The following is a 21,327-nucleotide window of genomic DNA, read 5'->3' on the forward strand; positions in this document are numbered from 1 at the left end:
GGGCGATCAGCCTCGTTCCAGCGGCAACCCCGCATCGCGCCAGGCGACCACGCCACCGGCCAAGCTGGTGGCGTCGTAGCCGGCTCGCCTGGCCCGTGCGGCGAACCGCACCGACAGCTCACCGACGGGGCAGACGAAGACGACGGGGCGCGAGCGCGGGAACGGGATGCCGTGCCCGAACATGTCGTCGAGCTGGTCGTCGCGGATGTTCAACGCGCCGGGGACGTGCCCGATCCGATAGGCCATGGCGCCACGGCTGTCCACGATGGTCGGGCGTCCGGTCCGGTCCAGCTCGGCGAGCTGCTCGGGCGACAGCCGCGGCACCGCCGCCAGCTCCTCCTCGGTCGGGGCCGCTTCGCGTTCGGCGCGGCCGAACCGTTCCGGCCTGCGCTTCTTGATGTACGACAGGTACGGTTCGAGGCGATCGCAGACGATGAACACCGCCACGAGCGGATCGTCCGGATCCCTCGCGGACAGATCTAGCGCGCCGAGCGTCTCCAGCGCGGCGGCGTAACTCGCACCGCTGGTCGGCCCGGCCAGGACGCCGTATCCGCTCGCCAGGCGCAGCGTCGCGTCCACGGCGTCGCCCGCCGCCACGGTCACGATCCGGTCGTAGAATTCCGGCTGGAACAGCCCGACATCCCACATCTCGCTCTCCGAACGGATGCCGGGAATGAAGTCCGATCGCTCCGAAACCACTGCGACGGTGCGCAATTCGGGATTGTGCTTGCGCAGGTAGGTAGCGGTCCCCCTGGTGGAACCGGTGGTGCCGAGCCCGCCGATCAGATAATCGATCCTGGTGATGCCATCGGCGGCCAGGTCCTCGTGGATCTCCCGGCCGGTGCCGTGATGGTGCGCCTCGATGTTCTTCTCGTTGGTGTACTGCGACAGATGCCGGTACGTAGCGGGCTGCTGGGCCATGGTCGCCTCGATCACCGAGTAGACGTCGTTCGGCGTCGTCGGGTCCGGGCACTCGGAGAGGCCGGGCAGTTCCACGATCTCGGTGCCGAACAGCTGCAGCAGATCACGGACCTCGCCCACTTTGATCCGGTTGGTCACCGCGCGCAGGTCGATCCCGTACATCGCGCCGAGGACGCGCAGCGCTTTGGCCGTGTTCCCGCTGGACGCCTCGATGAGTGTCCGGCCCTCGGCGCGGATCCGCGCCAGGTCGTCGCGCAGCATCGCCCAGGCCACCCGGTCCTTCACCGAACCGAACGGGTTGTGCGACTCCAGTTTCGCGTAGAGTTCGACATTCGCCAGCCCGTGCACCGCGGGGTCGAGCCGCAGCAGCGGCGTGTTGCCGATGAGTTCGGTGATGTGGTCGTATCGCATCAGGGGGCCTCGACGGATCGGACCGGACGGTTGACGAGGTCGGTGGCGTGCGGCGCGATGTGACGCGGCCGGGACGACTCGACGGGGAAATCGGGCTCGTAGTCGGCGTCGTGCACGACCCGGAACCCGTCGGGCGTCCGGGTGACCGCGAGTTTCGCGGGCAGGGGATGCATGGAGGCCGTCGCGGCGGACAGGTCCATGTGATAGGCGGCGGTATTCGGGAACACCACCGAATCGCCCGGCCGGGGCCGCGCGGGCAGCCATACCTTGTGGTTGGTGATCAGATCGCGCTCCAGGCACAGCCGCCCGGCGAGGTAGACGCCCTTCGGACCCGTGTCGCGGTCGCCCGCGGTCGCGTCATCGCCGGGCAGGAGGATCGGGTCGACCATGACCTCCTGATCGGCGGGCGTCACCGAATCACGGCTGAGGTCGACGTGCACCAGCACGCTGCCGTCGGCGACCTCCTTGACGAACTCGACTGTGGCCACCGTGATACCCGCGTGATCTACCAGCGCCTTGCCCGGCTCCAGCCACATCTCCAGCAGATTGTCGCCCGCCACCTGCGCCACCGTGCGTCCGCCGTGCCGCTCCAGCGGAGCGTCGAGCAGATCGGCGAGCATGCGGTCGGCGGCGACGGTGTTGGCGTACTTGTGGAACACCGGTGTGCCGTGCACGGCCCCGCCCGCGACGTGGTAGCCGAAGGTGTTGCTGCCCCAGGTCATCGGCTCCCCACGGCCGAGCAGCGATTCGCGCAGCGCGAGCACGTAGGCGTCGAACCGCTCGGCGTCGGCGGTGAACACCTGCCGGAAGCCGCCGCCGATGTCGAGCACGGACGGGGTGAGTCCGTGATCATAGGCGCGCTCGATCAGTCGCAGGCAGGTGTCTATCGCCCGGACGCGCTCACCGAGGTCGCCGGAGTCGAGGTGAAAGGCGAAGCCGAGGAAGGCGATCCGCCCGCGCCGCGCCGACAGCAGATCGAATGCCTGCTCGACATGCGCGAGCGGTATCCCGAACCGGCTCACCTGTCCCGCGTCGAATCCGGAAATTCGCAGTAGCACAGGCACTTCCGCTTGCTGTCCGGCCAGTTCCGCGATGCGGCCCAGCTCCCAGAGGTTGTCCACGTTGATCGTGACCCCTCGGTCGACGAGTTCGCGCAGGAAGGCTTCCCCTTTCGGGCCGGTGACCTCGATGCGCGCCGGATCGAACCCGGCGGCGCGGGCGCTGGACAGTTCGTGCGGTGAGGCCACGTCGACGGCGATGCCCTCGCGTTCGGCGGTGCGGACGAACGCGCGAGACTGGTTCACCTTGTGCGCGTAACAGATCCGGTGGCCGGGAAGGCTCCGCTCCAACACGGAACGCAGGCGCAGGAGATTCTCCGAATACACCTGCGGGAACACCAGATGCGCGGGCGATCCGAATCTCGTCAGCGTTTGCGTCGGGAGGCCGGGAGTGTCGAGAAAAGCGCGGACGATCGGGTGGAGCTTCGCGGGCAGCGCCGGCGGCCACGGCGTCATACGGCGGCTTCCGACGGCTCGGGGTCCGACGCCCGCGGCGCGTCGTCCGGCCGCTGCGCGACCGGGTTGTAGCCGCCGTCCCGGATCGCCTCGAACGCACGGGCCCGATTGCGCGGGCTGCGGAACTCGGCCACCACCCGTTTGCTGTCCAGGTCGATCTCGACCACGCGGATGTCCATCGACTCCAGCACTCCGCCGATCGTGCGGACGCAGTGCTTGCAGGTCATATCGGGCACGTAGAACACCTGGTCCTCGGCGGTCGCGACCCGGTCGGCGGTCGCCTCGTCGAGTTCGGCGCTGACCTCGGCGACCGCGCAGCGGCCCGCGATCTCGGTGAACGTCGCGACGAATCGGTCGACCAGCAGCGGGAGGAGACTGAAATGCCCGCTGTCGAGCTGGTGTGGCATGGCGGCCGGGCAGGCCGGATGGCTGCCCTCTGGCAGCAGGGCGTACTGCCGGGAGATCAGGTCGAGGTCGTCGTGGTACTTGGCGATCGCCTCGGCCACCGTGAGGCCTTCGGCCGTGGTGGCGCGCTCCATCACGGCGTGCGCGTCGGCGATGGTGGCGTCCTTCATCGCGCGCAGGGTCGCCACCGTCTCCGCCGAATAGCGGACGGTGCCGTCGGGTTGCGCGACCAGCGTCACCGGGATCATGCCCCGCCGGTAGGTCGAGGCCTGCAATTCCCAGAACCATCGCGTGGCGACCGCGGCGAAGATCCCGGAAACGCGGAGCCCTTCGGCGAATTCGGCGGCGTCGCGGTAGGGGGTCGCGTCCGCCAGCAACGCGTGCTGGGCCAGCACGCGCCCCGCCGCCTCGATGCCGACCCGGAAGATGTCGCGCGGATCGTGGTCGGTGGTCGTGCCCGCTAATACGGCGTGTTCGCGAGGTCCGAGCGCCGCGACCCGCGCGGCGAAATCGGCGTCGGCGTCCAATTGGCGCCACAACGCCAGGACCGTCTCGCGCGTCGCGATCGGCACCGACGGACCGAGACCACCGGCACGGAAGTGCCCGGTATTCGGGATGCCCGCGCTGTCGGTCCACGCGATCCGATGCGTCGCGCTCGTCACCTGGTCCGCGCGGCACGGCCGCATGAACCGCTCCAGATACAGCCGCTGCGAGTAGGTGAGATGGCTGTCCGGCTCGAGACCCAATGCCGTACAGGCGTATTCGAATCGCCGATGTCGGGGAGCGGGTACCGGTTCGGTGAACAGCCCTGGCTGCGCCAAGTCGGCCAGCACCCTGGACGCGGCCCGCCGGTCGTAGCGGGGGATGTCGTTACTCACGTGACCTCCTCGGCGATGGTTCGCACGCACGCGACGAATCGGTCGATCTCGTCGGGCGTGTTGTAGATGTGCGTGCTGACCCGCACCGAGCCCGCGCCGTCGGATTCGGCGGGGACGCAGTGCGCACCGGTGCGCACCAGGAAACCGAACTCGCTCAGGACGAATCCCGCGTCGGCGGCCGATATCCCCTCCAGGGTGAAGGAGACGATGCCGTAGCCGACCTCGCAGGTCGCGTGCGCCGGGCCGGGCAGGAACTCCAGGCCGGGAACCGGTCGCAGCCCGTCGATCAGCCGCAGGGTCAGGGCGCGATTGTGCGCGGCGACGGCGTCGAGACCGAACGATTCCAGCACCTCCAGCGCACTGCCGAGGGCGAGGATGCCCGGAATGTCGGGCGTTCCGCCTTCCAGCCGCGACGGCATCGGCCCCGGGCGCAGCCCGCCGGGACCCGGTTCGACGCCGGAGTTGCCCCCGGGCAGGAACGGCGTCAACCGGTCGTGCACGCGCCGGTGGCAGTAGAGGATCCCGGTGCCGGGCGCACCGAACATCTTGTGCGCGGCGAAGATCGCGAAATCGGCACCGAGCGCGGTGACGTCGACCGGAAGATGGCCGCCGCTCTGCGAGCAGTCGAAGCACAGCAGGATCGCCGGATCGATCCGGCCGCGCAGTTCCTCGAGAGTGCTCAGACCGCCGAAGACATGGTGCAGATGCCCGGTCGTGATCAGCCGGGTGCACGGGGTGATCTTGGCCAGGATGTCGTCGGTGTCCGCCTCGCCCGCAGCGGTCACCCGGTAGGGAACGAGGTGGATGCGGCGTCCGAACCGGGCGAGCAGCCCGCGCAAGTGCTGCCACGGGTACACGTTCGACGCGTGATCGCTCGCGTTGTAGAGGATCTCGTCGCCGTCGGCGAGCGCCGTCAGACCCCACGACAGCGCGACGGCGTTGAGTGCGGCGGTGGCGCCCGCGGTGAAGACCACCTCGTCCGGATGCTCGGCGCCGATGAACGCGGCGGCGTGTTCGCGGACGCGGGCGATCCGAGCCGTGAGACCGGTGGCCCAGGGGTAGGTGCCGCGGCCTGCGTTGGCGGTGTTGTTGCTGTGGTAGCGCTGAATGGTCTCGATCACCGGCAGCGGCTTCTGCGTGGTGGCGGCGCTGTCCAAATAGACCTCGGAGGCGCCGGCGATGGCCGGGAACAGCGCCCGCACCGCGGCGGGCGCGAACGTCGGGATTTCCGGCGGCCGGGGAATGTCCTCCGTCCTCGTCACCGGCGATCTCGGGGTGGGGGACCGCAACGTGACGCTCCCTTCCCACCGGTAACTCGGACGTCACCCACGATACGCATTTTCGGTACGGACTTCGAAGTTTTGTCGTGGACAAAGGCTTTCACGACTAGCCTGGAACGTATGCCTCTGACCCTGCAAGAGCGTCAAGAGTTCCTAGCGCAGCCGCATATCGCGGCGTTCTCGGTGGCCGCGGGCACCGGTCGTGGCCCGCTCACCGTCCCGATCTGGTACCAATACAGTCCCGGTGACGAGGCCTGGATCCTGACCGGCCCTGAGTCGCAGAAGATGCGCTACATCCGGGAGACCGGCCGGTTCGGTCTGATGGTGCAGCAGGCCGAACCCACGGTCCGCTACGTGAGCGTGGAGGGCCCGGTCACCCGGATCACCCCGATGACCGACGAGATGCACCGTGAAATGGCCGCGCGGTACGTACCCGCCGAATCGGTGGACACCTACCTGAAGGCGGCCGAGGCCTACGGTGAGCAGGTCGCCGTCTTCCTGCGGCCGGAGCACTGGCTCTCGGCCGATCTGGGGAACCTCAGCGAGCTCTAATATCTGCCCTGCAGGTACTCCACGAGGTGTTCGCGTTCGTCCGCCAATTCCGAGATCGCGCTCTTGACCACATCGCCGATGCTCACGATGCCGACCAGCCTGCCCTCGTGCACCACCGGCAGATGCCGGATGCGGTGGTCGGTCATGGTGCGGCGCAGGCCGTCGACCCGGTCCTCGGGCGCGCAGGTGCGCACCGCGGAGGTCATGATCGCCGAGACCGGCATGTCCAGCAGGTCCGAGCCCCACGCGTGCAGACTGCGTACCACGTCGCGCTCGGAGACGATGCCCGCGATCGTGTTGCCGTCGGGTGAGACGACGACAGCGCCGATGTTCCGCTCGGCCAGCGTGGCGAGCAGTGTGCGTACCGTCGTATCGGGCGCGACCGTGGCCACGTCGCTGCCTTTTCTGTGCAGGATCTCCGAAATTCGCATATTTCACCATCCAGACGTCGCGGCACTACCAGGATCGCAAGTTCACGGCCCGGTGACCAGCACGAATCCGTTACAGGCCACGATCAGGTCACGGCGCGGACGTCACAGGCGACGGGCGACGCTGCGGTCCAGATCCCGGGCCAGCAGGGCGATCGCCGCCTGTGAGATGCCCGCCGAGGTCGCCAGGTCGATCGAGGTGAGCTGGGCGATGCGGCGCAGGCGGTAGTCGACGGTGTTCGGGTGCACGAAGAGCTGGCGCGCGGTGAGCTGCCGGTTCATGTCGTTGCCCAGGTAGGCGCGCATGGTGTCGAACAGCTCGGGATGGGCGTCGAGCGGGTCGAGGATGGTCGCGATCCGGCGCGTGGCCGGGCCGCTGCGGGTGAGCTGATACTCCACCGCCAGATCCGACATCTGGTAGAGACCGGGAGGCCGGACGCCGACGCGCACGAGATTGAGCAGCTCGTGTGCCTGATCGGCCGATTCGGGGATCTGATCGGTGTCGGTCGGCACCACGGTCGCGGTGAGCGGGACCTCGGCGGCGACGGCGAGCAGCTCGAGCGTGGCGGCCGTGAGGACGGTCTCGGCCTCGTCGCCCGACGGGATGAGCAGTGTGCCGCCCTTGGCGCTGAGCAGCGCGAGCGCGCGGGAGGCGAACACGGTAGCCAGCTCGGACTGTAGCCGTCGCAGTTTCCGGCGCGCCGCGACGTTCCCGTCGACGCGCGGATCGCGCTCGTCCGGATGCTCCGGAATCGACAGGGCGACAACCTGATACGCCTCCGCGATCGGAATACCCGTCTGGCGGGCCAGAGCCGAGCTGCCGCGCCCGCTCAGCAGCGCCGAGGCGAGCGTCTGCGCCGCCGTCTGATGCTCCTTGGCGACCAGGTGCTGTTCGTCGACGTAGGCATCGGACACCGCCGCGGTGATCGCCTCGAGCAGTTCGAGGAGCAGATCGGCGGCGACCAGCACCTCCTCGACGTCGTCGGCCTCGGCGGGCGCGGTGACCAGACCGAAGGCGATGCGCAATCCTTCGTGGTAGGCGCGCAGGATGGTGCTCAACGGCACTCCCTCGCGCGCCCAGCGGGCGGCGGCCGCGCGCACCGGGCCGAGTTGCTCCTCGTCCGGCACGGTGCGCCGGTCGAACATCTCGGCGGCGAGGTTCAGGCAGCTGCGGGTGAGTTTCGTGACGTCACCGCGGATCTGCTCGCCGGGCAGGGTGCGGCAGGGCGCCATGACGTTCTCGAAATATCCGACCATGTGCGAGGCCACGCTGTCGGTGTTCTGCAAAGGCACCGAAGCCGGCTGTCCACCGATTTCCAGCACCGGGTCGGACGAGTCGGCGGACAGATCCAACGCGGAGTAGGTCATGACGAGTTCGCTCCCCAATGCCACGTCGGGCGTGCGAGAAATCGCGCCCGAGTCGATCGATCACTATACGAAAGGGCTGTGTGGACCGGGAGTGATCTGTGAGATCGCTCGGGATCGCTCCGCATTCCATAGTGACCCGATGACGGACGCGCAGCACGCGGCCCGGATTACGGTGCTGGAGCAGGGTTTACGAAGCGGCGAGGCATTCGCGCGCCGGGGTGTGGCCTGTTATTCGTCGTCCAGCCCGGCTGACAGATACGCGGCTGCCGCCAGCCACTGCCTGCACTGCGGACCGTGGACCTCGTGGGCGTAGAGGATGTCGCGGGCCTGCCGGTAGGTGAGGCCGCGGGGCTCCACACTGCAATCCGTCGCGGCGAACTCGGGCGCAGGGTACTGACGGAAGGGCTCGGCGCCGGCGCCATCGATGACGGCAACCCGGGGGGAAGTTCGAAATGGCTCGATCATTCGACTACCCCTCGCGTCCGACGTGCGGCGGGGAGGCCGACGTACTGGTAGCGCAGACTCGAACTCCCTGCGTACCTCCCCGATTTCGAGTTCGAGTCTATTCCTCCGTCGCTTGCAAATGCAAGTACATCTGCACGATCGGTCAGAGAAAAAAACCGGCGGCGGCCGCCGGTGGTGACCGGCGACCGCCGCTGTGCCGCTTGCGGTTTGGCGTTCAGGGGCCTTACGGCTTGCGCGCGACAGCGCCGTAGGCGGAGATCGGACGGGACTCGCCCACCTCCGTGGCGCCCGAGCGCCACTGCGTGATGGACACGAAGCCCGGCTCGACCAACTCCAGGCCGTCGAAGACGGCCTTGATCTGAGCCTGCGGGCGGGGGACATAAGGAGTGCCACCGGTGCCGGTGTAGTTCTCGCACAAGGTGACATACGCCTTGCTGTCGTCGGTGCCGTCCCACATCACCAGGTAGCTGCCCGACGGCACGGCGTCCAGCACGGTGCGCACGATGCGCAGCAACTCGTCGTAGGTCTTGGCGTGGCCGAGCACGCCCATGAACATCACGGCGATGGGCTCGTTGAAGTTCAGGACGTGCTTGGCGTCGGTGATGATCCGCTCGGGATCGTGGTAGTCGGCGTCGATGTAGGTGGTGACGCCCTCCGGCGTGGTGGAAGTGAGCAGCGCCCGCGCGTGCGTGAGCACCAGCGGATCGTTGTCCACGTACACGATCCGGGACTCCGGCGCGACGCTCTGGGCGACCTCGTGGGTGTTCTGCATGGTGGGCAGGCCGGTCCCGATGTCGAGGAACTGGCGGATGCCCTGCTCCCCGGCGAGGTAGCGCACCGCGCGGATGAGGAACTGGCGCGACTGCACCGCCATGGTGGTGATGTCCGGATCCACCTCGATCCCGGCATCGCCTGCGATGCGGTCGATCTCGTAGTAGTCCTTGCCGCCCATCCAGTAGTTCCAGATGCGCGCGGAGTGGGGTATGTCGGTTCGGATGAGGGGGCTGTGGTCTTCGGTCATGGGGTTGTACTCCTAGGCAGAAACGGGTCCGCGGCACTGACGTGCAGGTGGGTGCGTGGGGTTGTCGCGAATGACTGGTACATCCGATGTGCACTGTGACAGTACAAGATTCGCGCGCGTCCAGAGGGGTGGATCGGGGAGCTGATCTCGGTGTTTCCGGGTCGAGGTGATCGTGTTTCAGATCTGTCGCCCGATGACGCCGATCCGCGGGCGCACAGAGGGCGAACTTCGTGCTATCGTCCGGTGTCGGTGCAGATGCAAGAACGTTTGAACGTGCATCTGCACGAACCGAATCGCCTGACTGCGGTAACGGAGGAGTGGGGAAGATGTCGGATACATCCACCAACGAGATCATCGGAACTTGGCGAAAGAGTTCCTTCAGTAATCCGAGCGGCAACTGCGTCGAGGTGGCCGAAACGGCCAACGGCCAGGTGGCAGTACGTAACTCGCGGGACCCGGAAGGTGGGGTCTTGATCTACACGCGTCCGGAGATCGACGCGTTCGTCCGCGGCGCGAAGGCCGGGGAGTTCGACTATTTGACTAGCTGAGCGGTAACATTAGCGGTCGGTGCGGTGTGTCTCGCGACAGGTGGTTGTGACACACTGTGGGCAACCCCCGGAGTATCGGAGACGAACTCGATGATCGCTGAACCCGATGACGATGGTCATGTGCAATCCGTTGTCGCGGAACGTGGTCCGACCGTGCTACGCATCGCATTGGGCGGCCAGCTGCGCAAGCTTCGGGAGAAGAAGGGCATCACCCGTGAAGCGGCGGGTGATGCGATCCGGGGATCGCACGCCAAGATCAGTCGTCTCGAGTTGGGCCGTACCGGCTTCAAAGAACGCGACATCCGCGACCTGCTGACCCTTTACGGCGTTCACGATGCCGAGGAGCGCGAGTCGTTCCTCGAGTTGGCCAGGCAGGCCAACGAGCCCGGCTGGTGGCATCGCTACAGCGACCTGCTGCCGCAGTGGTTCGGCACCTACCTCGGCCTGGAACAGGCCGCGAGCAAGATCCGCACCTACGAGTCGCATCTTGTTCCCGGACTGCTGCAAACGCCCGAATACGCCCGGGCGGTCGTATCGCTCGGGTACGAGGACGCCGACACGGATCGGCGGGTCGCGGTGCGTCAGCGCAGGCAGGAAATCCTCTTCCGCTCGGACCCGCCGGTGGTGTGGGCGGTGCTCGACGAGGCCGCGTTGGTGCGGCCCGTCGGTGGCGCGCAGGTGCATCGAGAGCAGATGCTGCATCTGGTCCGGCTGGCGAAGCTGCCCAATGTGACGATCCAGGTGCTGCCGTTCACCGCGGGGGAGCACGCAGCGGCGGGCAGTTCCTTCAGCATTCTGCGTTTCGCCGAGGCCGAACTGCCGGACATCGTGTATCTCGAACAGTTGACCAGCGCGTTGTATCTCGAGCGGCGGCAAGACCTGGCGTTGTACCTGTCGGTGATGGACCGCCTCAGTGTGCAGGCCGAGCGCCCGGACAAGTCGATCGCGATCATGGAGAAGTATGCCGAAGGGCGCTGAGGCCACGCGGTAGTCTCGGCGCCGCCGAAGACCCGATACGCCGAGCGGCCACCTCCCAGATCGGAGGTGGCCGCTCGGTTTTTCTTTGCTGTCCAATCGCTCGGCGGTGGTAGCCGCCGAAAATTTCGTTATCCGCCGGGCTCGGACGGCGGGACGATCTACTGCTTGATGAAGCTGGAGGCGATTCGCCAGAATGTAGCGGGCTGCAATGCCTCGAGATCCCAGTCGTCGGCCATCGCGTGCGCGGTGGTGACGATGCGGTCGATATCGAAATCGTGCCGAGTCGCCGCCCCGGTGGATTCGACGGCATCGATCACGTATGCCACGGCGGTTTCTCGGGAAAATACGGTATCGGTGTGGCCGCTGTGGGCCGATAATGTGCTCATATGTCTACCGTTCGCCGGCTGGTCGGCCAGTGCGGTGTCGGCTGATCCGAACCGGCCGCCGGTAAGTGGATGTTCCATTCGAATGCCCCTGTTTCTGGCGGCGGCAAACCCATGGCGGCTTCGGCCTTCGGCTCGCCCACGCGGCCTCCCCTGATGGTCCCCTGTAAAGCGTTGCGGGACCGAGTTTATGCCGCCGTACCTTTCAGATGCAAGCACATCTGCACGATCGATTGCACGTGCGCACTGCGTATTTCGCGGCCGGAAGTTTGCGGAAACGGTGCCCGACGCGAAATTTCAGTCGCGGCCGAATAGGACGTCCGTGCTGTAATCGATCTGTGTACCCGGCTCGACGAATTGGTCCGCCGCGGCCCGCCAAGCAAGAAAATGTTCGGTGAAACGGTGTGCTTCCGCCGCCTCGTCGTCGGTGTAGAGCTGATAGAGAAAGAATCGGTGGGGGTCCACCCGATCTGCGCAGATGTCGAAGCGCAGACAGCCGGGCTCGGTCCGGACGGAGGCGTCGGCGCTGCGGGATATGGCTGCCAGGAACTCGGCGCGGGAGCCGGGGCGGATCTTCATCGAGACGATTCGACTGAACACGGTTGTTCTCCCATCGTGACCGTTGCGGTCGATCGGCAAGGGCGGTAGCGGGGTGCGCGACAGCTCAATCGGTCAGATGTGCAATTGCCTGGCTAATCGGAGTGTCACCCGAGACGAGTTCGAGGGTCAGCCCGTATGCGGGCGCGGCGGGCAGCAGTCCGGCCAGTACGGCCGCCACATCGGCGCGCGGGACCTCGCTGCGCCCGACCGGGGCCGGCGCGAGAGTCACCAGACCGGTGCCGGGGGAGTCGGTCAGGCGGCCGGGGCGCACAATGGTCCAGTCGAGATCTCTCTCGCGCAAATCGTCTTCGGCCTTGGTCTTCGCGTCGATGTACGCCGCCCACACGTCGTCGGAACCGGGAGCGACCGGCCGCCCCGCGCCCATCGTGGAGATCTGCAGGAAGCGGCGCACTCCGGTGCGCTCGGCGGTCTCGGCCAGCCGGACGGAGCCGCCCAGGTCGACGGTGTATTTCCGGTCCACGCCGCTGCCCTGCCCGGCGCCGGCGGCGAAAACCGCCGCGTCGCCGCCTTTTACGACATCCGCCACCTCGTCTGTGCCCGCCTTCTCCAGATCGCACAGCACCGGTTCGGCGCCGGTGGCGCGTACGTCGGCGGCGTGCTCGGGGTCGCGGATCAGGGCGGCGACCTCGTGGCCGTTCGCGGTGAGCAATGGGGCCAGCAGCAATGCGATCTTCCCGTGTCCGCCTGCGATGACGACGCGCATGGATCGCTCCTTCCGGTCGGGGCGGCGCCCGCGCTCAGCGCTCGGGGCCGCCGGGATTACAGCGCGCTTCGACGGTGGCCTGGTAGCCCACCGCCGGGCGCCACGGTTCCAGGTTCCAGCTCGGCTTGTCCGGCTGGACCAGCCGGGCCCACGCCCAGTGGCAGACGAACTGATCGCGCATGCCCGGTGCGTCCGCGTCCGCCGACTCGGCCACGACCTCCTGCCACGCCCGTTCGTCCGAGCCGGGAAAGGTGGTCCGCCGACCGGCCTGCGTCGGGAAGACGAGCAGCCGGGGTCCGTCGATCGCTTCGGTCCAGGCGACGTGATCGATCAGCGGCTGTCCCGCGTAGGGGTCGACGGACGGCACGGCGGCCGGCGGTATCGATATCGGCGCGGTCGGCACGGTCGTGGTCGTGGTGCCTGCGGTCGTGGTCGTGTCCGCCGAAGGATCGGGCGAATCGTTTCCACAGGCGATCGGCAGAGGCAGCAGCCCCGCCGCGAGCAGTACGGCGGCGCGGCGCCGGGTGACGAGGCGATACGGGTACCGCTGCGCCACGGTCGAGCCTCCTGTGTTCTCCTCGGCACCGGTTTCCGGCGTGCTCATCCGAGCCTAGCGAGCCAGGGCGGTCCCGGCGAGGTCGCCCGGCCGGGCCACCGATTGTGGTGGCTTGCCGGTGCGGCCGCGGCTGGGGATAGTCGGTCGGTGCGGTGTGGACGGTTCATGGTGGGGGCGGCGGGCGTCGTGGTCTCGGTGACGGTCGCGTTGGCCGGGCCCGCGGACGCCGGGGTGGACGAGGCGCCCGGCACCGTGACGGACCTGGCGGACCTGGCGGACCGTCTGCAGGTGGCAGGGGCGACGACCGCCGAACGGCTGACGTATCGGTCGCGTGGCCCGCGCGGGCCCATGCTGAGCACCGGAGTGCTGTATCTGCCCGAAGGCGCTCCGCCGCAAGGGGGTTGGCCGATCGTCGCCTACGCGCACGGCACTTCCGGGATCGCCGACGAGTGCGCGTTCACGCTGCGACCCCGGGACTACTACCTGACGTCGGTGTACCCGGATCTGCTGCGCGCGGGCTATGCGGTGGTGATCTCCGACTACGTCGGACTCGGCACCCCCGGCGTGCATCCCTATCTGGACGGTCCCGCCCAGGCCCGCAGCATCATCGACGGCGTGCGCGCGGCACGGGCGGTCGCCCCTTCGCTCGGTACCCGCTGGGCGGTGTTCGGTCAGTCGCAGGGCGGGCACGCGGCGCTGTTCACCGCCCATCTCGCGCCCGGCGACGCGCCGGAACTCGATCTGCGCGGCGCGGCCGCGACCGGCGCGCCGTCGAATCTGGACGTGGTGTTCCCGCTGGCGGGGCCTTGGCTGCCGCGGCTGCCGCTGCAGAAGACGACGACCTATTTCGGCATGCTGCTGGCCGGGTTGCGCGCCAGTGCGCCGGAGCTGGACATCGACGGCTACCTGACCCCGGTGGGCCGGGACGTCCTGCGCATCGTGGAAGCGGACTGCGCCGCCGAGGCGGACGCGCAGGTGTCCGGTATCGGCATCGGGGCCATGCTGTCGCGGCCATTGGACGACCCCGCGCTGCTGGCCGCGGTGCGCGCGATGTTGAAGGTGCCGACGAGCGGCTACTCGGTGCCGTTGTACCTCGGTCAGGGGCTGACGGATCTGGAGGTGCCCGCGCCGCTGACCCTCGAGCTGATCGCCGAGCTGCGCTGCGCGGGCACCGATCTGCGGGTGGACTGGTATCCCGGCGATCATCTCGGCGCGGCGCGCGAGGCGTTTCCCGACGCGCTCGACTTCCTGCGTGGCGTGCTCGATCGGCCCTGAGCCCGCTCACTCAGCGCCAGAGCGAATGACACGGTAGCCTGCGCAGGCCGGGACGGACCTGGCCGTCGACGGTGACGGTGAGCCCGGCGTGTGCGGCGGCCGAGGTGAACTCCCACGCCTCGGTTTTGGTGGCCGCGTATTCGAGGACCAGCGCGTCCTCGGGAGTGGGCCCGTCGAAGTAGACGGTGATACGCCGGGTCGGCGGTTCTCGGGTGTCGTCGCGGTCAGCGAGTCTGCGCACAGTGCCGTCCATGCCACTGTCTCCTTCCGGCCTGCGCGGCAGCCGCGCCGGTAGGACTGACGGTAAAGGGCCGCCACTGCTGAGAACATGTTGCAGGTTATCGGCTGGAAATGTCACAGAACGGACGTGGCGTCGTGGGGTACAGTCACCAGCCGGGGCGCATCGCGGGCACAGCCAGGGCGACCCAAACTTGTGAATTGTCAACATGATCGCGTCGGGCGGTACCCAGCGCGGGTGATGTTGCCGAGGATGAGCACAGCGTCGGACGATTCAGGAGGCACACGTCGATGAGTCAGGGCCCACGTTCGTTGGGTAGGGGAGTGGGGCGAAGACGTCTCGCACGTGCGATCGGAGCGATGGCCGCGGGGCTGGTGCTGATCGCGAGCATGGCCGGCGCGGCGACCAGCGCGCCGCTGTATCCCGAACCCGATCCGGATCCCTTCTACGCGACGCCCGCGGACATCGCCGACCGCAAGCCCGGCGACGTGATCGCGACCAGGGTGATGCCGCCGCTGGCGATCTTCCCGGAGACCACGGTGACCGTGATCCGGTTCCGGTCGACGAGTTCGGAGGGGAAACCGATCGCGGCGACCACCACGGTGCTGACGCCGAAGGCGCATCGCGCGGACGGTCCGCTGCTGTCGTTCCAGCACATCATCAACGGGCTCGGCTCGGAGTGCTCCGTCTCCCGGGTGCTCTACACCGGTGACCCGAACCTCGTCGTGCGGGAAGCGCCCGGCTGGAACGTGCTGCTGGCGCGCGGCTGGAGCGTCGCGCTGCCCGACCACCTCGGCCCGAATTTCGCCTACGGCGCCGCGAAGCTCGGCGGGCAGATCACGCTCGACGGGATCCGCGCCGTCAAGCAGGTCAACGAACTCGGGGTGCAGCGCAGCCCGGTGGCGATGGTCGGGTACTCCGGCGGCGGGATGGCCACCGCGTGGGCCGCGGCTCTGCAGCCGAAGTACGCGCCGGAACTCGACATCGCGGGCGCGGCCATGGGCGGCGTGCCGATGAATCTGGTGAAGATGCTCGAGGGGCTTGGGCTCAACCCGCACCCGGTGTTCGGTCTGGCGTTCGCCGCCGGGTTCGGGCTGGAACGGGAGTACCCGACTCGCTTCCCGCTGAGCGACCAGCTGAACGAACGTGGTCTGGCCGCTCGCGCGCAGATCGCCAACAGCTGCACCAATGACATCCTCTCGACGGGGGCGGGTCACGGTGCGCTGGACTTCGCCAAGACGACCTCGATGATCACCGACAACACCGCGCGCGCCGTGGTCGAGGAGAACAGCCTCGAACTCTACGACGGCGTGCCGAAGACGCCGGTGTTCGAATGGCATTCGCCGATCGACGGCCTCATCCCGATCGACGCGGTGGTCAACACCGACAAGCGATGGTGTTCGGCGGGCGCCAGGGTGCAGACCGAGGAGATCCCGGTGCCGGACCATTTGACCGCGGCGGTGCTCGGTATTCCCGCGGCACTGAACTGGCTGGACGCTCGTTTCCGAGGGGAGCCGGCGCCGAGCAATTGCTGAGCGACGATACGAGAACGGCCGAGCCGGGACCCACTCTCCGGAAAGGGTCTCGGCCGGTTGTTGCGATATGGATACGCGACAACACAACTCGGACGCTTTACTGCGTCCAGTCCAGGGCGCTGACGTAGCCTGACGTCCTGGCTCCCGGTCTGACAGGGGACATTTCGGGGGTCGAAGGCCAGTGCGCCCGGGTGCCAGACGACGTTGCCGTTCGCACCCGAAGGCGTGTGCCATGAAGATTTCGCGTGCCATTGCTGTGGCATTGCTCGCCGCCAGCTCGGTCCTGGCCGTCCCCGCCGCCGCAGAGCCGCCGCCCGCGCCGCCGCCGGGCGGGTTGCTGCCCGCGCTACAACAACTCATCGATCAGGTGATCCCGCCGCCGCCGATCGCGCCGCTGCCGGAGCCGATTTCGCCTGCGCACGAGGCGACTACGCTGTCGCCGTCGCTGGCCGCGCTGCGCTCGGCCACGCTGCCCTCCGCCGTCGGCGACCCGATGTTCGACCTACGGCCCGCGAATCTCGACGAATCGGCCGAGGGACAGGTCATCGAGGTCCGCGACGTGCGCGCGACGGCCGCGCCGTTGCTGCTGCTGCCGATCCAGCGTGCGCTGCTGGTGAAGTACCGTACGACGGACGCGCACGGCGCACCGTCGTACGCCACGGCGACGCTGATCGTTCCCGCCGCACCGTGGCCAGGGCCCGGTCAGCGGCCGGTGGTGGTGAACAACCTGCCCATCGATGCCCTCGGCCGCACCTGCACGCCGGGATACACCCTCGCGCACGGGCTCAACCCCGACACCAGCACCACCGACTTCCTGCCGCCTACGACGCATCTGGCGGCGCTGCGCGGGTACGCCGTGCTGATCCCGGACCACGAGGGCCCTTCGATGGCCTACGCCGAACCCATCGTGGCCGGGCACGCCGTGCTCGACTCGATCCGGGCGGTGCGCGGGCTGCTGCCGGAGGAGTTCGGCGCCGCGAAGTTCGGACTGGCGGGATATTCCGGCGGCGCGATCGCGACGCACGGGGCGGTGAAGCTGATCGACGGCTACGCACCGGAATTGGCGGACGTGATCGTCGGCGCCGCGCTGGGCGGCGTGCCCGCCGACTTCGAGATCCTGGCCCGCAGCATGAACGGCAACCTCGCCTCGGCGATATTCATGGGTGCCGTGTTCGGCATCGGCCGCGAGCGGCCGGAGATCCTGGCCGGGATGAACAATCTCGCCCAATGGGTGGCGACCTCGCCGGTGAAGAACATGTGCGGCAGCAGCTTCGGAGCGATCGGCGTGCTGATGCTGCCGATCGACATCGCCGCGAATTTCCCCGATCCGCTGCATTCGGCGCTGGCCGCGGACATCTATCGGGTGACGAAGATGGCCGGGATGCGGTCGGCGACTCCGCTCTACGTCTACAACGGCGAGCAGGAGTTCTGGATCCCGGCCGAGGGCGCGCGCGATCTCTATCTGGAGCAGTGCGGACTCGGCGTGCCCGCGGTGTACCGCAGTGTGCTTGGTGAGCACATCATCGCCGGTGCGCTCGGTTATCCGGAAGCCATGATCTGGCTGGACGACAGGCTGCGGGGAGTGCCTGCGCCCGACGAGTGCTGACCGTGTGACGGCGCTCGGGGGAATCCGGTAACGCGGTGTGCCCGCGATGGCGATCAAGACTGTGTCCCCCTTCGGCCCTTCGGTTGGTATGCCCAGATCTGGCGATGGCGCTCCTGCGGCGTCGTCGCGACTTCGGTACGGTGGGCCGGGCCGGTCGGGGGTGACGGCGGATTCCCGAGAGAGGCACATGAACGACATCACGACCACCGCGTCCGAACAAGCCAAGGCACTGGTGGGGCGGCAATATCGCCTGACCGACTCATACGAGGTGGGGCGCGAGAAAATCCGGGAGTTCGCGCGAGCGCTGCAGGACGGCCATCCCGCCCACCGGTACGAAGACGCCGCGGCGGAACTCGGCTTCGACGGGCTCGTCGCGCCGATGACGTTTTCGTCGATCGTGCTCATGTTGATGCAGCGCAAGATGTTCGAGTCCGTGCTCACCGGGTACGACCTCGGCCAGGTGCTGCAGACGGAACAGACGATCCGGGTGCACCGGCCGATCGTCGCGGGCGACCAGGTGCGGTGCGAATCCTACATCGAGTCGTTCCGGCAGTTCGGTGACAAGGACTTCATGGTCACCAGGAACGTGCTGAGCAACCAGCACAAGGAAGTGTTGCAGACCGCGCACACCACGGCGGTGGCGCAGACCGGGGTTGACCTCGCCGCCGATCTGCGCGCGGCGGTCGAGGGCGTGATCATGACCGGGCAGTCGGCCGCCGACCGTGAGAACGCGGCGGCCGGGCGCGGGTCCGGCGACGACGGCGGGCTGGTCGAGAGCTTCGAAGAGGCGTTGCAAGCGGACACCCCCGACGAGCCGCGCACGCCCCGCACCGTCCCCGCTTTCGAGGACCTGTCCGTCGGCATGGAACTGGCCCCGCGAACAGTGCTGCTGTCTCGTGGTGATCTGGTGAATTACGCAGGCGTCTCCGGTGATTCGAACCCGATCCACTTCAGCGACGTGGTCGCGCGCAGCGCCGGACTGCCCGACGTGGTGTCGCACGGACTGCTGACCATGGGCATCGGCGCCGGGTATCTCACCTCGTGGCTCGGTGATCCGGCCGCCGTCACGCGGTACGGGGTGCGGTTCGCCGGGTTCGCCCCGGTTCCGGCGACCAGGGCGAGCGCGATCGAATTCCGCGGTCGGGTCAAGCAATTGGACCCACAGCGCCGCGCGGCCACCATAGCCTTGACCGCGACCTGCGGTGACCGCAAGCTGTTCGGTCGCGCGACGGCGGATGTAGTGCTGCGCTGAACCGAGCGGCCCGCCGTCACCGGATTCGGCGGCGGGCGCCGGGCCGTGCGGTCATCGCTTCGGTGCGCGGTCGCGCAGCGGAACTACTCGGCCGCAATGGTTTTCGGTATCGCCGCGCGCCCCGCGGCCCACTCGTCGCTTTGCCTTCCGTAGTTCGTCTGCTGCCGGACCGATGGTCGGCGAGCAGCCATCCCGGCGATCTTGAAAATGATCTTGCGGATGTGCTTACACCTGCGCATACGCTGCCGTTCGTGGGGTTCGGTGCTGGAGTGCGGGCACCGCACATGCGAGACTCGGTACATGCGTGCTTCGGTAGTGCGGCCTCAGAACGAATCCATCGCTCGTGGAACGGCTCCCGCCGCCGAGGGCGGCCCGACCGCCCTACGGATGATCCTCGGCGGGCGGATGCGTCGGCTGCGTGAGGCGTGCGGCATCTCACTGGAGGAAGCGGGCGAGGCGATCCGTGGCTCGCACTCGAAGATCAGCCGCTTGGAACTGGGGCGTACCGGCTTCCGGGAGCGGGATCTGGTGGACCTGCTCGCGCTGTACGGCGTCACCGACGAGGAGGAGTGCGCGGAGTTCAAGCGGCTGGCCAAGCAGGCGAACACCTCGGGATGGTGGCATCACGACGCCGACTGGCTGCCGAAGTGGTTCGACACCTATCTCGGGCTGGAGCACGCCGCCCAGTTGATCCGCTGCTACGAGCCGCGGGTCGTTCCGGAACTGCTGCAGACCCCCGAGTACGCCCGCGCGCTGTTCGTGCTCGCGCATCCGCACGAGGACGAGGAGTCGATCGAGCGGCGCGTGGCCCTGCGCATGCGCCGCCAGGAGATCCTGACCAGGCCGGACCCACCCCAGATGTGGCTGATCGTCGAGGAAGCGGCGCTGCGGCGCAGAATCGGAGGATCGCAGGTGTGGTTGGCCCAGCTCGACCACCTGCTGCGGGTCGCGGACGCGCCGAACATCACCGTGCAGGTGCTCGCCGATCACGTCGGCGGCCCCGCGGTCTCCGACGGCGCGTTCACCATGCTGCGTTTCGCCGAGTCGGATCTGCCGGACATCGTGTACCTCCAGCAACTCACCGGCGCGCTGTATCTGGACAAGGATGCCGATCTCGCGGCTTACCGGGCGGTGGCGAATCTGCTGTCGGTGCACGCCGCGCCCCCCGAGTACACCCGGGACCTCATCGCGGCCTTGCGCGAGCGTGAGCCGCAGATCGTCGAGCTGCCGTCCGGCCCGGCCTGACCGGCCCGGTGGAACCACGAATGCGCGGCGGTACAGGGACTTTCGGCCGTAGATAACGACTGGGACAACATGGCAGACTCGGGGCATGCGTCCTTCGAACGTACGACAGGCGGCCGATGCGGCGGGGTTCGGCGCTCAGCCGGTGTCCGGAGGCGGGCCGACGGTGCTGCGGATGGTTCTAGGCGGCAGGCTGCGTCGCCTGCGCGAGGACCGGAAGATCACCAGGGAGGCGGCGGGTGAGGCCATTCGCGGGTCGCATTCGAAGATCAGTCGGCTGGAGCTCGGGCGCACCGGCTGCCGGGAACGCGATCTGGTCGACCTGCTCGACTTCTACGAGGTGACCGACCCCGCGGAACGGGATCGATACCTGGAACTGGCCAGGCAGGCCAATGCGTCGGGCTGGTGGGCGCGAGACAACGACTGGTTGCCGAAGTGGTTCGACACTTACCTCGGGCTGGAACAGGCGGCCCGGCTGATCCGCTGCTACGAGCCGCGGGCGGTCCCCGAACTGCTGCAGACCCCGGAGTACGCCCGCGCGCTGCTCACACTGTCGCATCCGGGCGAGCCGCAGGACGCGATCGAACGCCGGGTCGCGCTGCGCATGCGCAGGCAGGAAATCCTCGCCGGCCCGCACCCGCCGCAGGTGTGGATGCTCATCGAGGAGGCCGCGCTGCGCCGCAGGATCGGCGGCTCGACCGTCTGGCGCGCGCAGCTGGACCGCGTGCTGCACGCGGCGGCGCGGCCGAACGTCACGATCCAGATCCTGGCCGATCACGTGGGCGGCCCCGCGCTCACCGACGGCGCGTTCACCGTCTTGCGCTTCGCCGAGGCCGATCTGCCCGACATCGTCTATCTCCAGCAGCTGACCAGCGCGCTGTATCTGGACAAGATCGCCGACCTGGACGTGTACTACACGGTGCTGAACCAACTTTCGCTGCTGGCCCCCTCACCGGAGCATTCCGGCCAGCTGCTCCAGATCTTGCGCGACGGCATTCCGCCGACCGTCGACGAACCGGTGGACAACCCGAGAAGCTGACCGGCCGCCGGCCGCCCTCCCGACGTCTTCCCGGGCGATTCGGCGCGCCCGAATCGGGCATCTTCTCTGCGAGGTGATGCGCATGCCGGGCAAGAGCAAAGTATTGTC

22 protein-coding genes are annotated in these 21,327 nt (G+C 68.2%); 9 read left to right on the forward strand and 13 right to left on the reverse strand.

Annotation, left to right across the window (positions count from 1 at the left end):
• Positions 1-6 precede the first annotated feature (6 nt).
• Genes ACIA5H_RS07765 through ACIA5H_RS07780 form a run of 4 tightly spaced genes read right to left on the reverse strand, consistent with a single transcriptional unit; the run spans position 7 to position 5,391 of the window.
• Positions 7-1,332, reverse strand: a complete 1,326-nt coding sequence (locus ACIA5H_RS07765) for a pyridoxal-phosphate dependent enzyme (protein WP_379255466.1) — start codon at positions 1,330-1,332, stop codon at positions 7-9.
• Positions 1,332-2,846: an alanine racemase gene (locus ACIA5H_RS07770; protein ID WP_397074672.1), complete on the reverse strand. Its 1,515-nt coding sequence runs from the start codon at positions 2,844-2,846 to the stop codon at positions 1,332-1,334. Before ACIA5H_RS07770 ends, ACIA5H_RS07765 begins: the two co-directional genes overlap by 1 nt.
• Positions 2,843-4,129 carry a heavy-metal-associated domain-containing protein gene (locus ACIA5H_RS07775; protein WP_379255469.1) on the reverse strand — a complete coding sequence of 429 codons (1,287 nt, stop codon included), beginning with the start codon at positions 4,127-4,129 and terminating at the stop codon, positions 2,843-2,845. Before ACIA5H_RS07775 ends, ACIA5H_RS07770 begins: the two co-directional genes overlap by 4 nt.
• Positions 4,126-5,391: an aminotransferase class V-fold PLP-dependent enzyme gene (locus tag ACIA5H_RS07780; RefSeq protein ID WP_397074675.1), complete on the reverse strand. Its 1,266-nt coding sequence runs from the start codon at positions 5,389-5,391 to the stop codon at positions 4,126-4,128. Before ACIA5H_RS07780 ends, ACIA5H_RS07775 begins: the two co-directional genes overlap by 4 nt.
• A 138-nt stretch (positions 5,392-5,529) precedes the next feature.
• Between ACIA5H_RS07780 and ACIA5H_RS07785 the strand changes: the two genes are divergently transcribed.
• Entirely contained in the window at positions 5,530-5,961 is a 432-nt protein-coding gene (locus ACIA5H_RS07785) for a pyridoxamine 5'-phosphate oxidase family protein (protein ID WP_356969657.1), read from the forward strand.
• Here ACIA5H_RS07785 and ACIA5H_RS07790 read toward each other — a convergent pair.
• From ACIA5H_RS07790 to ACIA5H_RS07805, 4 genes are all read right to left on the reverse strand, one after another.
• Positions 5,958-6,392, reverse strand: a complete 435-nt coding sequence (locus tag ACIA5H_RS07790; RefSeq protein ID WP_397074677.1) for a CBS domain-containing protein — start codon at positions 6,390-6,392, stop codon at positions 5,958-5,960. The genes ACIA5H_RS07785 and ACIA5H_RS07790 overlap by 4 nt on opposite strands.
• 102 nt (positions 6,393-6,494) lie before the next feature.
• Complete coding sequence (locus tag ACIA5H_RS07795) at positions 6,495-7,757, reverse strand: helix-turn-helix domain-containing protein (protein ID WP_355078416.1); 1,263 nt, start codon at positions 7,755-7,757, stop codon at positions 6,495-6,497.
• Positions 7,758-7,985: 228 nt separating this feature from the next.
• Positions 7,986-8,114 carry a hypothetical protein gene (locus tag ACIA5H_RS07800; protein ID WP_355078415.1) on the reverse strand — a complete coding sequence of 43 codons (129 nt, stop codon included), beginning with the start codon at positions 8,112-8,114 and terminating at the stop codon, positions 7,986-7,988.
• Positions 8,115-8,445: 331 nt separating this feature from the next.
• A complete protein-coding gene (locus ACIA5H_RS07805) occupies positions 8,446-9,243 on the reverse strand; it encodes an SAM-dependent methyltransferase (protein ID WP_355078414.1) in 798 nt (265 codons plus the stop codon).
• Between the two features lie 326 nt (positions 9,244-9,569).
• Here ACIA5H_RS07805 and ACIA5H_RS07810 point away from each other — a divergent pair, with 326 nt between their 5' ends.
• Positions 9,570-9,791, forward strand: a complete 222-nt coding sequence (locus tag ACIA5H_RS07810; RefSeq protein ID WP_039797917.1) for a DUF397 domain-containing protein — start codon at positions 9,570-9,572, stop codon at positions 9,789-9,791.
• A 90-nt stretch (positions 9,792-9,881) separates the two neighbouring features.
• Positions 9,882-10,769 (forward strand): helix-turn-helix transcriptional regulator, encoded by an 888-nt coding sequence (locus tag ACIA5H_RS07815; RefSeq protein WP_355078413.1) that lies wholly within the window; start codon positions 9,882-9,884, stop codon positions 10,767-10,769.
• Positions 10,770-10,927: 158 nt separating this feature from the next.
• On the opposite strand, the gene ACIA5H_RS07820 is transcribed toward ACIA5H_RS07815, so the two are convergent.
• The 4 genes from ACIA5H_RS07820 to ACIA5H_RS07835 all read right to left on the reverse strand — a co-directional run bounded on the left by ACIA5H_RS07820 (position 10,928) and on the right by ACIA5H_RS07835 (position 13,080).
• Complete coding sequence (locus tag ACIA5H_RS07820; protein ID WP_245562558.1) at positions 10,928-11,095, reverse strand: hypothetical protein; 168 nt, start codon at positions 11,093-11,095, stop codon at positions 10,928-10,930.
• Between the two features lie 354 nt (positions 11,096-11,449).
• A complete protein-coding gene (locus tag ACIA5H_RS07825) occupies positions 11,450-11,752 on the reverse strand; it encodes a putative quinol monooxygenase (RefSeq protein WP_043690427.1) in 303 nt (100 codons plus the stop codon).
• A gap of 64 nt (positions 11,753-11,816) precedes the next feature.
• The gene (locus tag ACIA5H_RS07830) at positions 11,817-12,476 is read right to left on the reverse strand and encodes an SDR family oxidoreductase (RefSeq protein WP_379255475.1); all 660 of its coding nucleotides are present in this window, start codon (positions 12,474-12,476) and stop codon (positions 11,817-11,819) included.
• A gap of 34 nt (positions 12,477-12,510) precedes the next feature.
• Positions 12,511-13,080: a DUF2599 domain-containing protein gene (locus ACIA5H_RS07835; RefSeq protein ID WP_379255476.1), complete on the reverse strand. Its 570-nt coding sequence runs from the start codon at positions 13,078-13,080 to the stop codon at positions 12,511-12,513.
• A 99-nt stretch (positions 13,081-13,179) separates the two neighbouring features.
• Here ACIA5H_RS07835 and ACIA5H_RS07840 point away from each other — a divergent pair, with 99 nt between their 5' ends.
• Positions 13,180-14,307, forward strand: a complete 1,128-nt coding sequence (locus ACIA5H_RS07840) for a lipase family protein (protein WP_397074682.1) — start codon at positions 13,180-13,182, stop codon at positions 14,305-14,307.
• A 10-nt stretch (positions 14,308-14,317) separates the two neighbouring features.
• Here ACIA5H_RS07840 and ACIA5H_RS07845 read toward each other — a convergent pair whose 3' ends face one another.
• A complete protein-coding gene (locus ACIA5H_RS07845) occupies positions 14,318-14,560 on the reverse strand; it encodes a hypothetical protein (RefSeq protein ID WP_355078408.1) in 243 nt (80 codons plus the stop codon).
• A gap of 344 nt (positions 14,561-14,904) precedes the next feature.
• Between ACIA5H_RS07845 and ACIA5H_RS07850 the strand changes: the two genes are divergently transcribed.
• The 5 genes from ACIA5H_RS07850 to ACIA5H_RS07870 all read left to right on the forward strand — a co-directional run bounded on the left by ACIA5H_RS07850 (position 14,905) and on the right by ACIA5H_RS07870 (position 21,219).
• Positions 14,905-16,080 (forward strand): lipase family protein, encoded by a 1,176-nt coding sequence (locus ACIA5H_RS07850; protein ID WP_355078407.1) that lies wholly within the window; start codon positions 14,905-14,907, stop codon positions 16,078-16,080.
• Between the two features lie 232 nt (positions 16,081-16,312).
• A complete protein-coding gene (locus ACIA5H_RS07855) occupies positions 16,313-17,686 on the forward strand; it encodes a lipase family protein (RefSeq protein ID WP_397074685.1) in 1,374 nt (457 codons plus the stop codon).
• 187 nt (positions 17,687-17,873) lie between these two features.
• Positions 17,874-18,938 (forward strand): fused (3R)-hydroxyacyl-ACP dehydratase subunits HadA/HadB, encoded by a 1,065-nt coding sequence (locus ACIA5H_RS07860; RefSeq protein WP_379255482.1) that lies wholly within the window; start codon positions 17,874-17,876, stop codon positions 18,936-18,938.
• A 300-nt stretch (positions 18,939-19,238) separates the two neighbouring features.
• Positions 19,239-20,183 carry a helix-turn-helix transcriptional regulator gene (locus ACIA5H_RS07865; RefSeq protein ID WP_356968212.1) on the forward strand — a complete coding sequence of 315 codons (945 nt, stop codon included), beginning with the start codon at positions 19,239-19,241 and terminating at the stop codon, positions 20,181-20,183.
• Between the two features lie 85 nt (positions 20,184-20,268).
• Positions 20,269-21,219 (forward strand): helix-turn-helix transcriptional regulator, encoded by a 951-nt coding sequence (locus ACIA5H_RS07870; RefSeq protein ID WP_356968210.1) that lies wholly within the window; start codon positions 20,269-20,271, stop codon positions 21,217-21,219.
• Positions 21,220-21,327: the final 108 nt, after the last annotated feature.

The sequence above is a fragment of the Nocardia sp. NPDC051900 genome, assembly GCF_044452545.1.
In the GTDB taxonomy this organism is placed as follows: domain Bacteria; phylum Actinomycetota; class Actinomycetes; order Mycobacteriales; family Mycobacteriaceae; genus Nocardia; species Nocardia sichangensis.

Coding starts and splice junctions, on each gene's coding strand:
- ACIA5H_RS07765 (WP_379255466.1), bottom strand. CDS start 1,332: ATGCGATACGACCACATCACCGAACTCATCGGCAACACGCCGCTGCTG.
- ACIA5H_RS07770 (WP_397074672.1), bottom strand. CDS start 2,846: ATGACGCCGTGGCCGCCGGCGCTGCCCGCGAAGCTCCACCCGATCGTC.
- ACIA5H_RS07785 (WP_356969657.1), top strand. CDS start 5,530: ATGCCTCTGACCCTGCAAGAGCGTCAAGAGTTCCTAGCGCAGCCGCAT.
- ACIA5H_RS07790 (WP_397074677.1), bottom strand. CDS start 6,392: ATGCGAATTTCGGAGATCCTGCACAGAAAAGGCAGCGACGTGGCCACG.
- ACIA5H_RS07795 (WP_355078416.1), bottom strand. CDS start 7,757: ATGACCTACTCCGCGTTGGATCTGTCCGCCGACTCGTCCGACCCGGTG.
- ACIA5H_RS07805 (WP_355078414.1), bottom strand. CDS start 9,243: ATGACCGAAGACCACAGCCCCCTCATCCGAACCGACATACCCCACTCC.
- ACIA5H_RS07810 (WP_039797917.1), top strand. CDS start 9,570: ATGTCGGATACATCCACCAACGAGATCATCGGAACTTGGCGAAAGAGT.
- ACIA5H_RS07815 (WP_355078413.1), top strand. CDS start 9,882: ATGATCGCTGAACCCGATGACGATGGTCATGTGCAATCCGTTGTCGCG.
- ACIA5H_RS07830 (WP_379255475.1), bottom strand. CDS start 12,476: ATGCGCGTCGTCATCGCAGGCGGACACGGGAAGATCGCATTGCTGCTG.
- ACIA5H_RS07835 (WP_379255476.1), bottom strand. CDS start 13,080: ATGAGCACGCCGGAAACCGGTGCCGAGGAGAACACAGGAGGCTCGACC.
- ACIA5H_RS07845 (WP_355078408.1), bottom strand. CDS start 14,560: ATGGACGGCACTGTGCGCAGACTCGCTGACCGCGACGACACCCGAGAA.
- ACIA5H_RS07850 (WP_355078407.1), top strand. CDS start 14,905: ATGGCCGCGGGGCTGGTGCTGATCGCGAGCATGGCCGGCGCGGCGACC.
- ACIA5H_RS07855 (WP_397074685.1), top strand. CDS start 16,313: ATGAAGATTTCGCGTGCCATTGCTGTGGCATTGCTCGCCGCCAGCTCG.
- ACIA5H_RS07860 (WP_379255482.1), top strand. CDS start 17,874: ATGAACGACATCACGACCACCGCGTCCGAACAAGCCAAGGCACTGGTG.
- ACIA5H_RS07865 (WP_356968212.1), top strand. CDS start 19,239: ATGCGTGCTTCGGTAGTGCGGCCTCAGAACGAATCCATCGCTCGTGGA.
- ACIA5H_RS07870 (WP_356968210.1), top strand. CDS start 20,269: ATGCGTCCTTCGAACGTACGACAGGCGGCCGATGCGGCGGGGTTCGGC.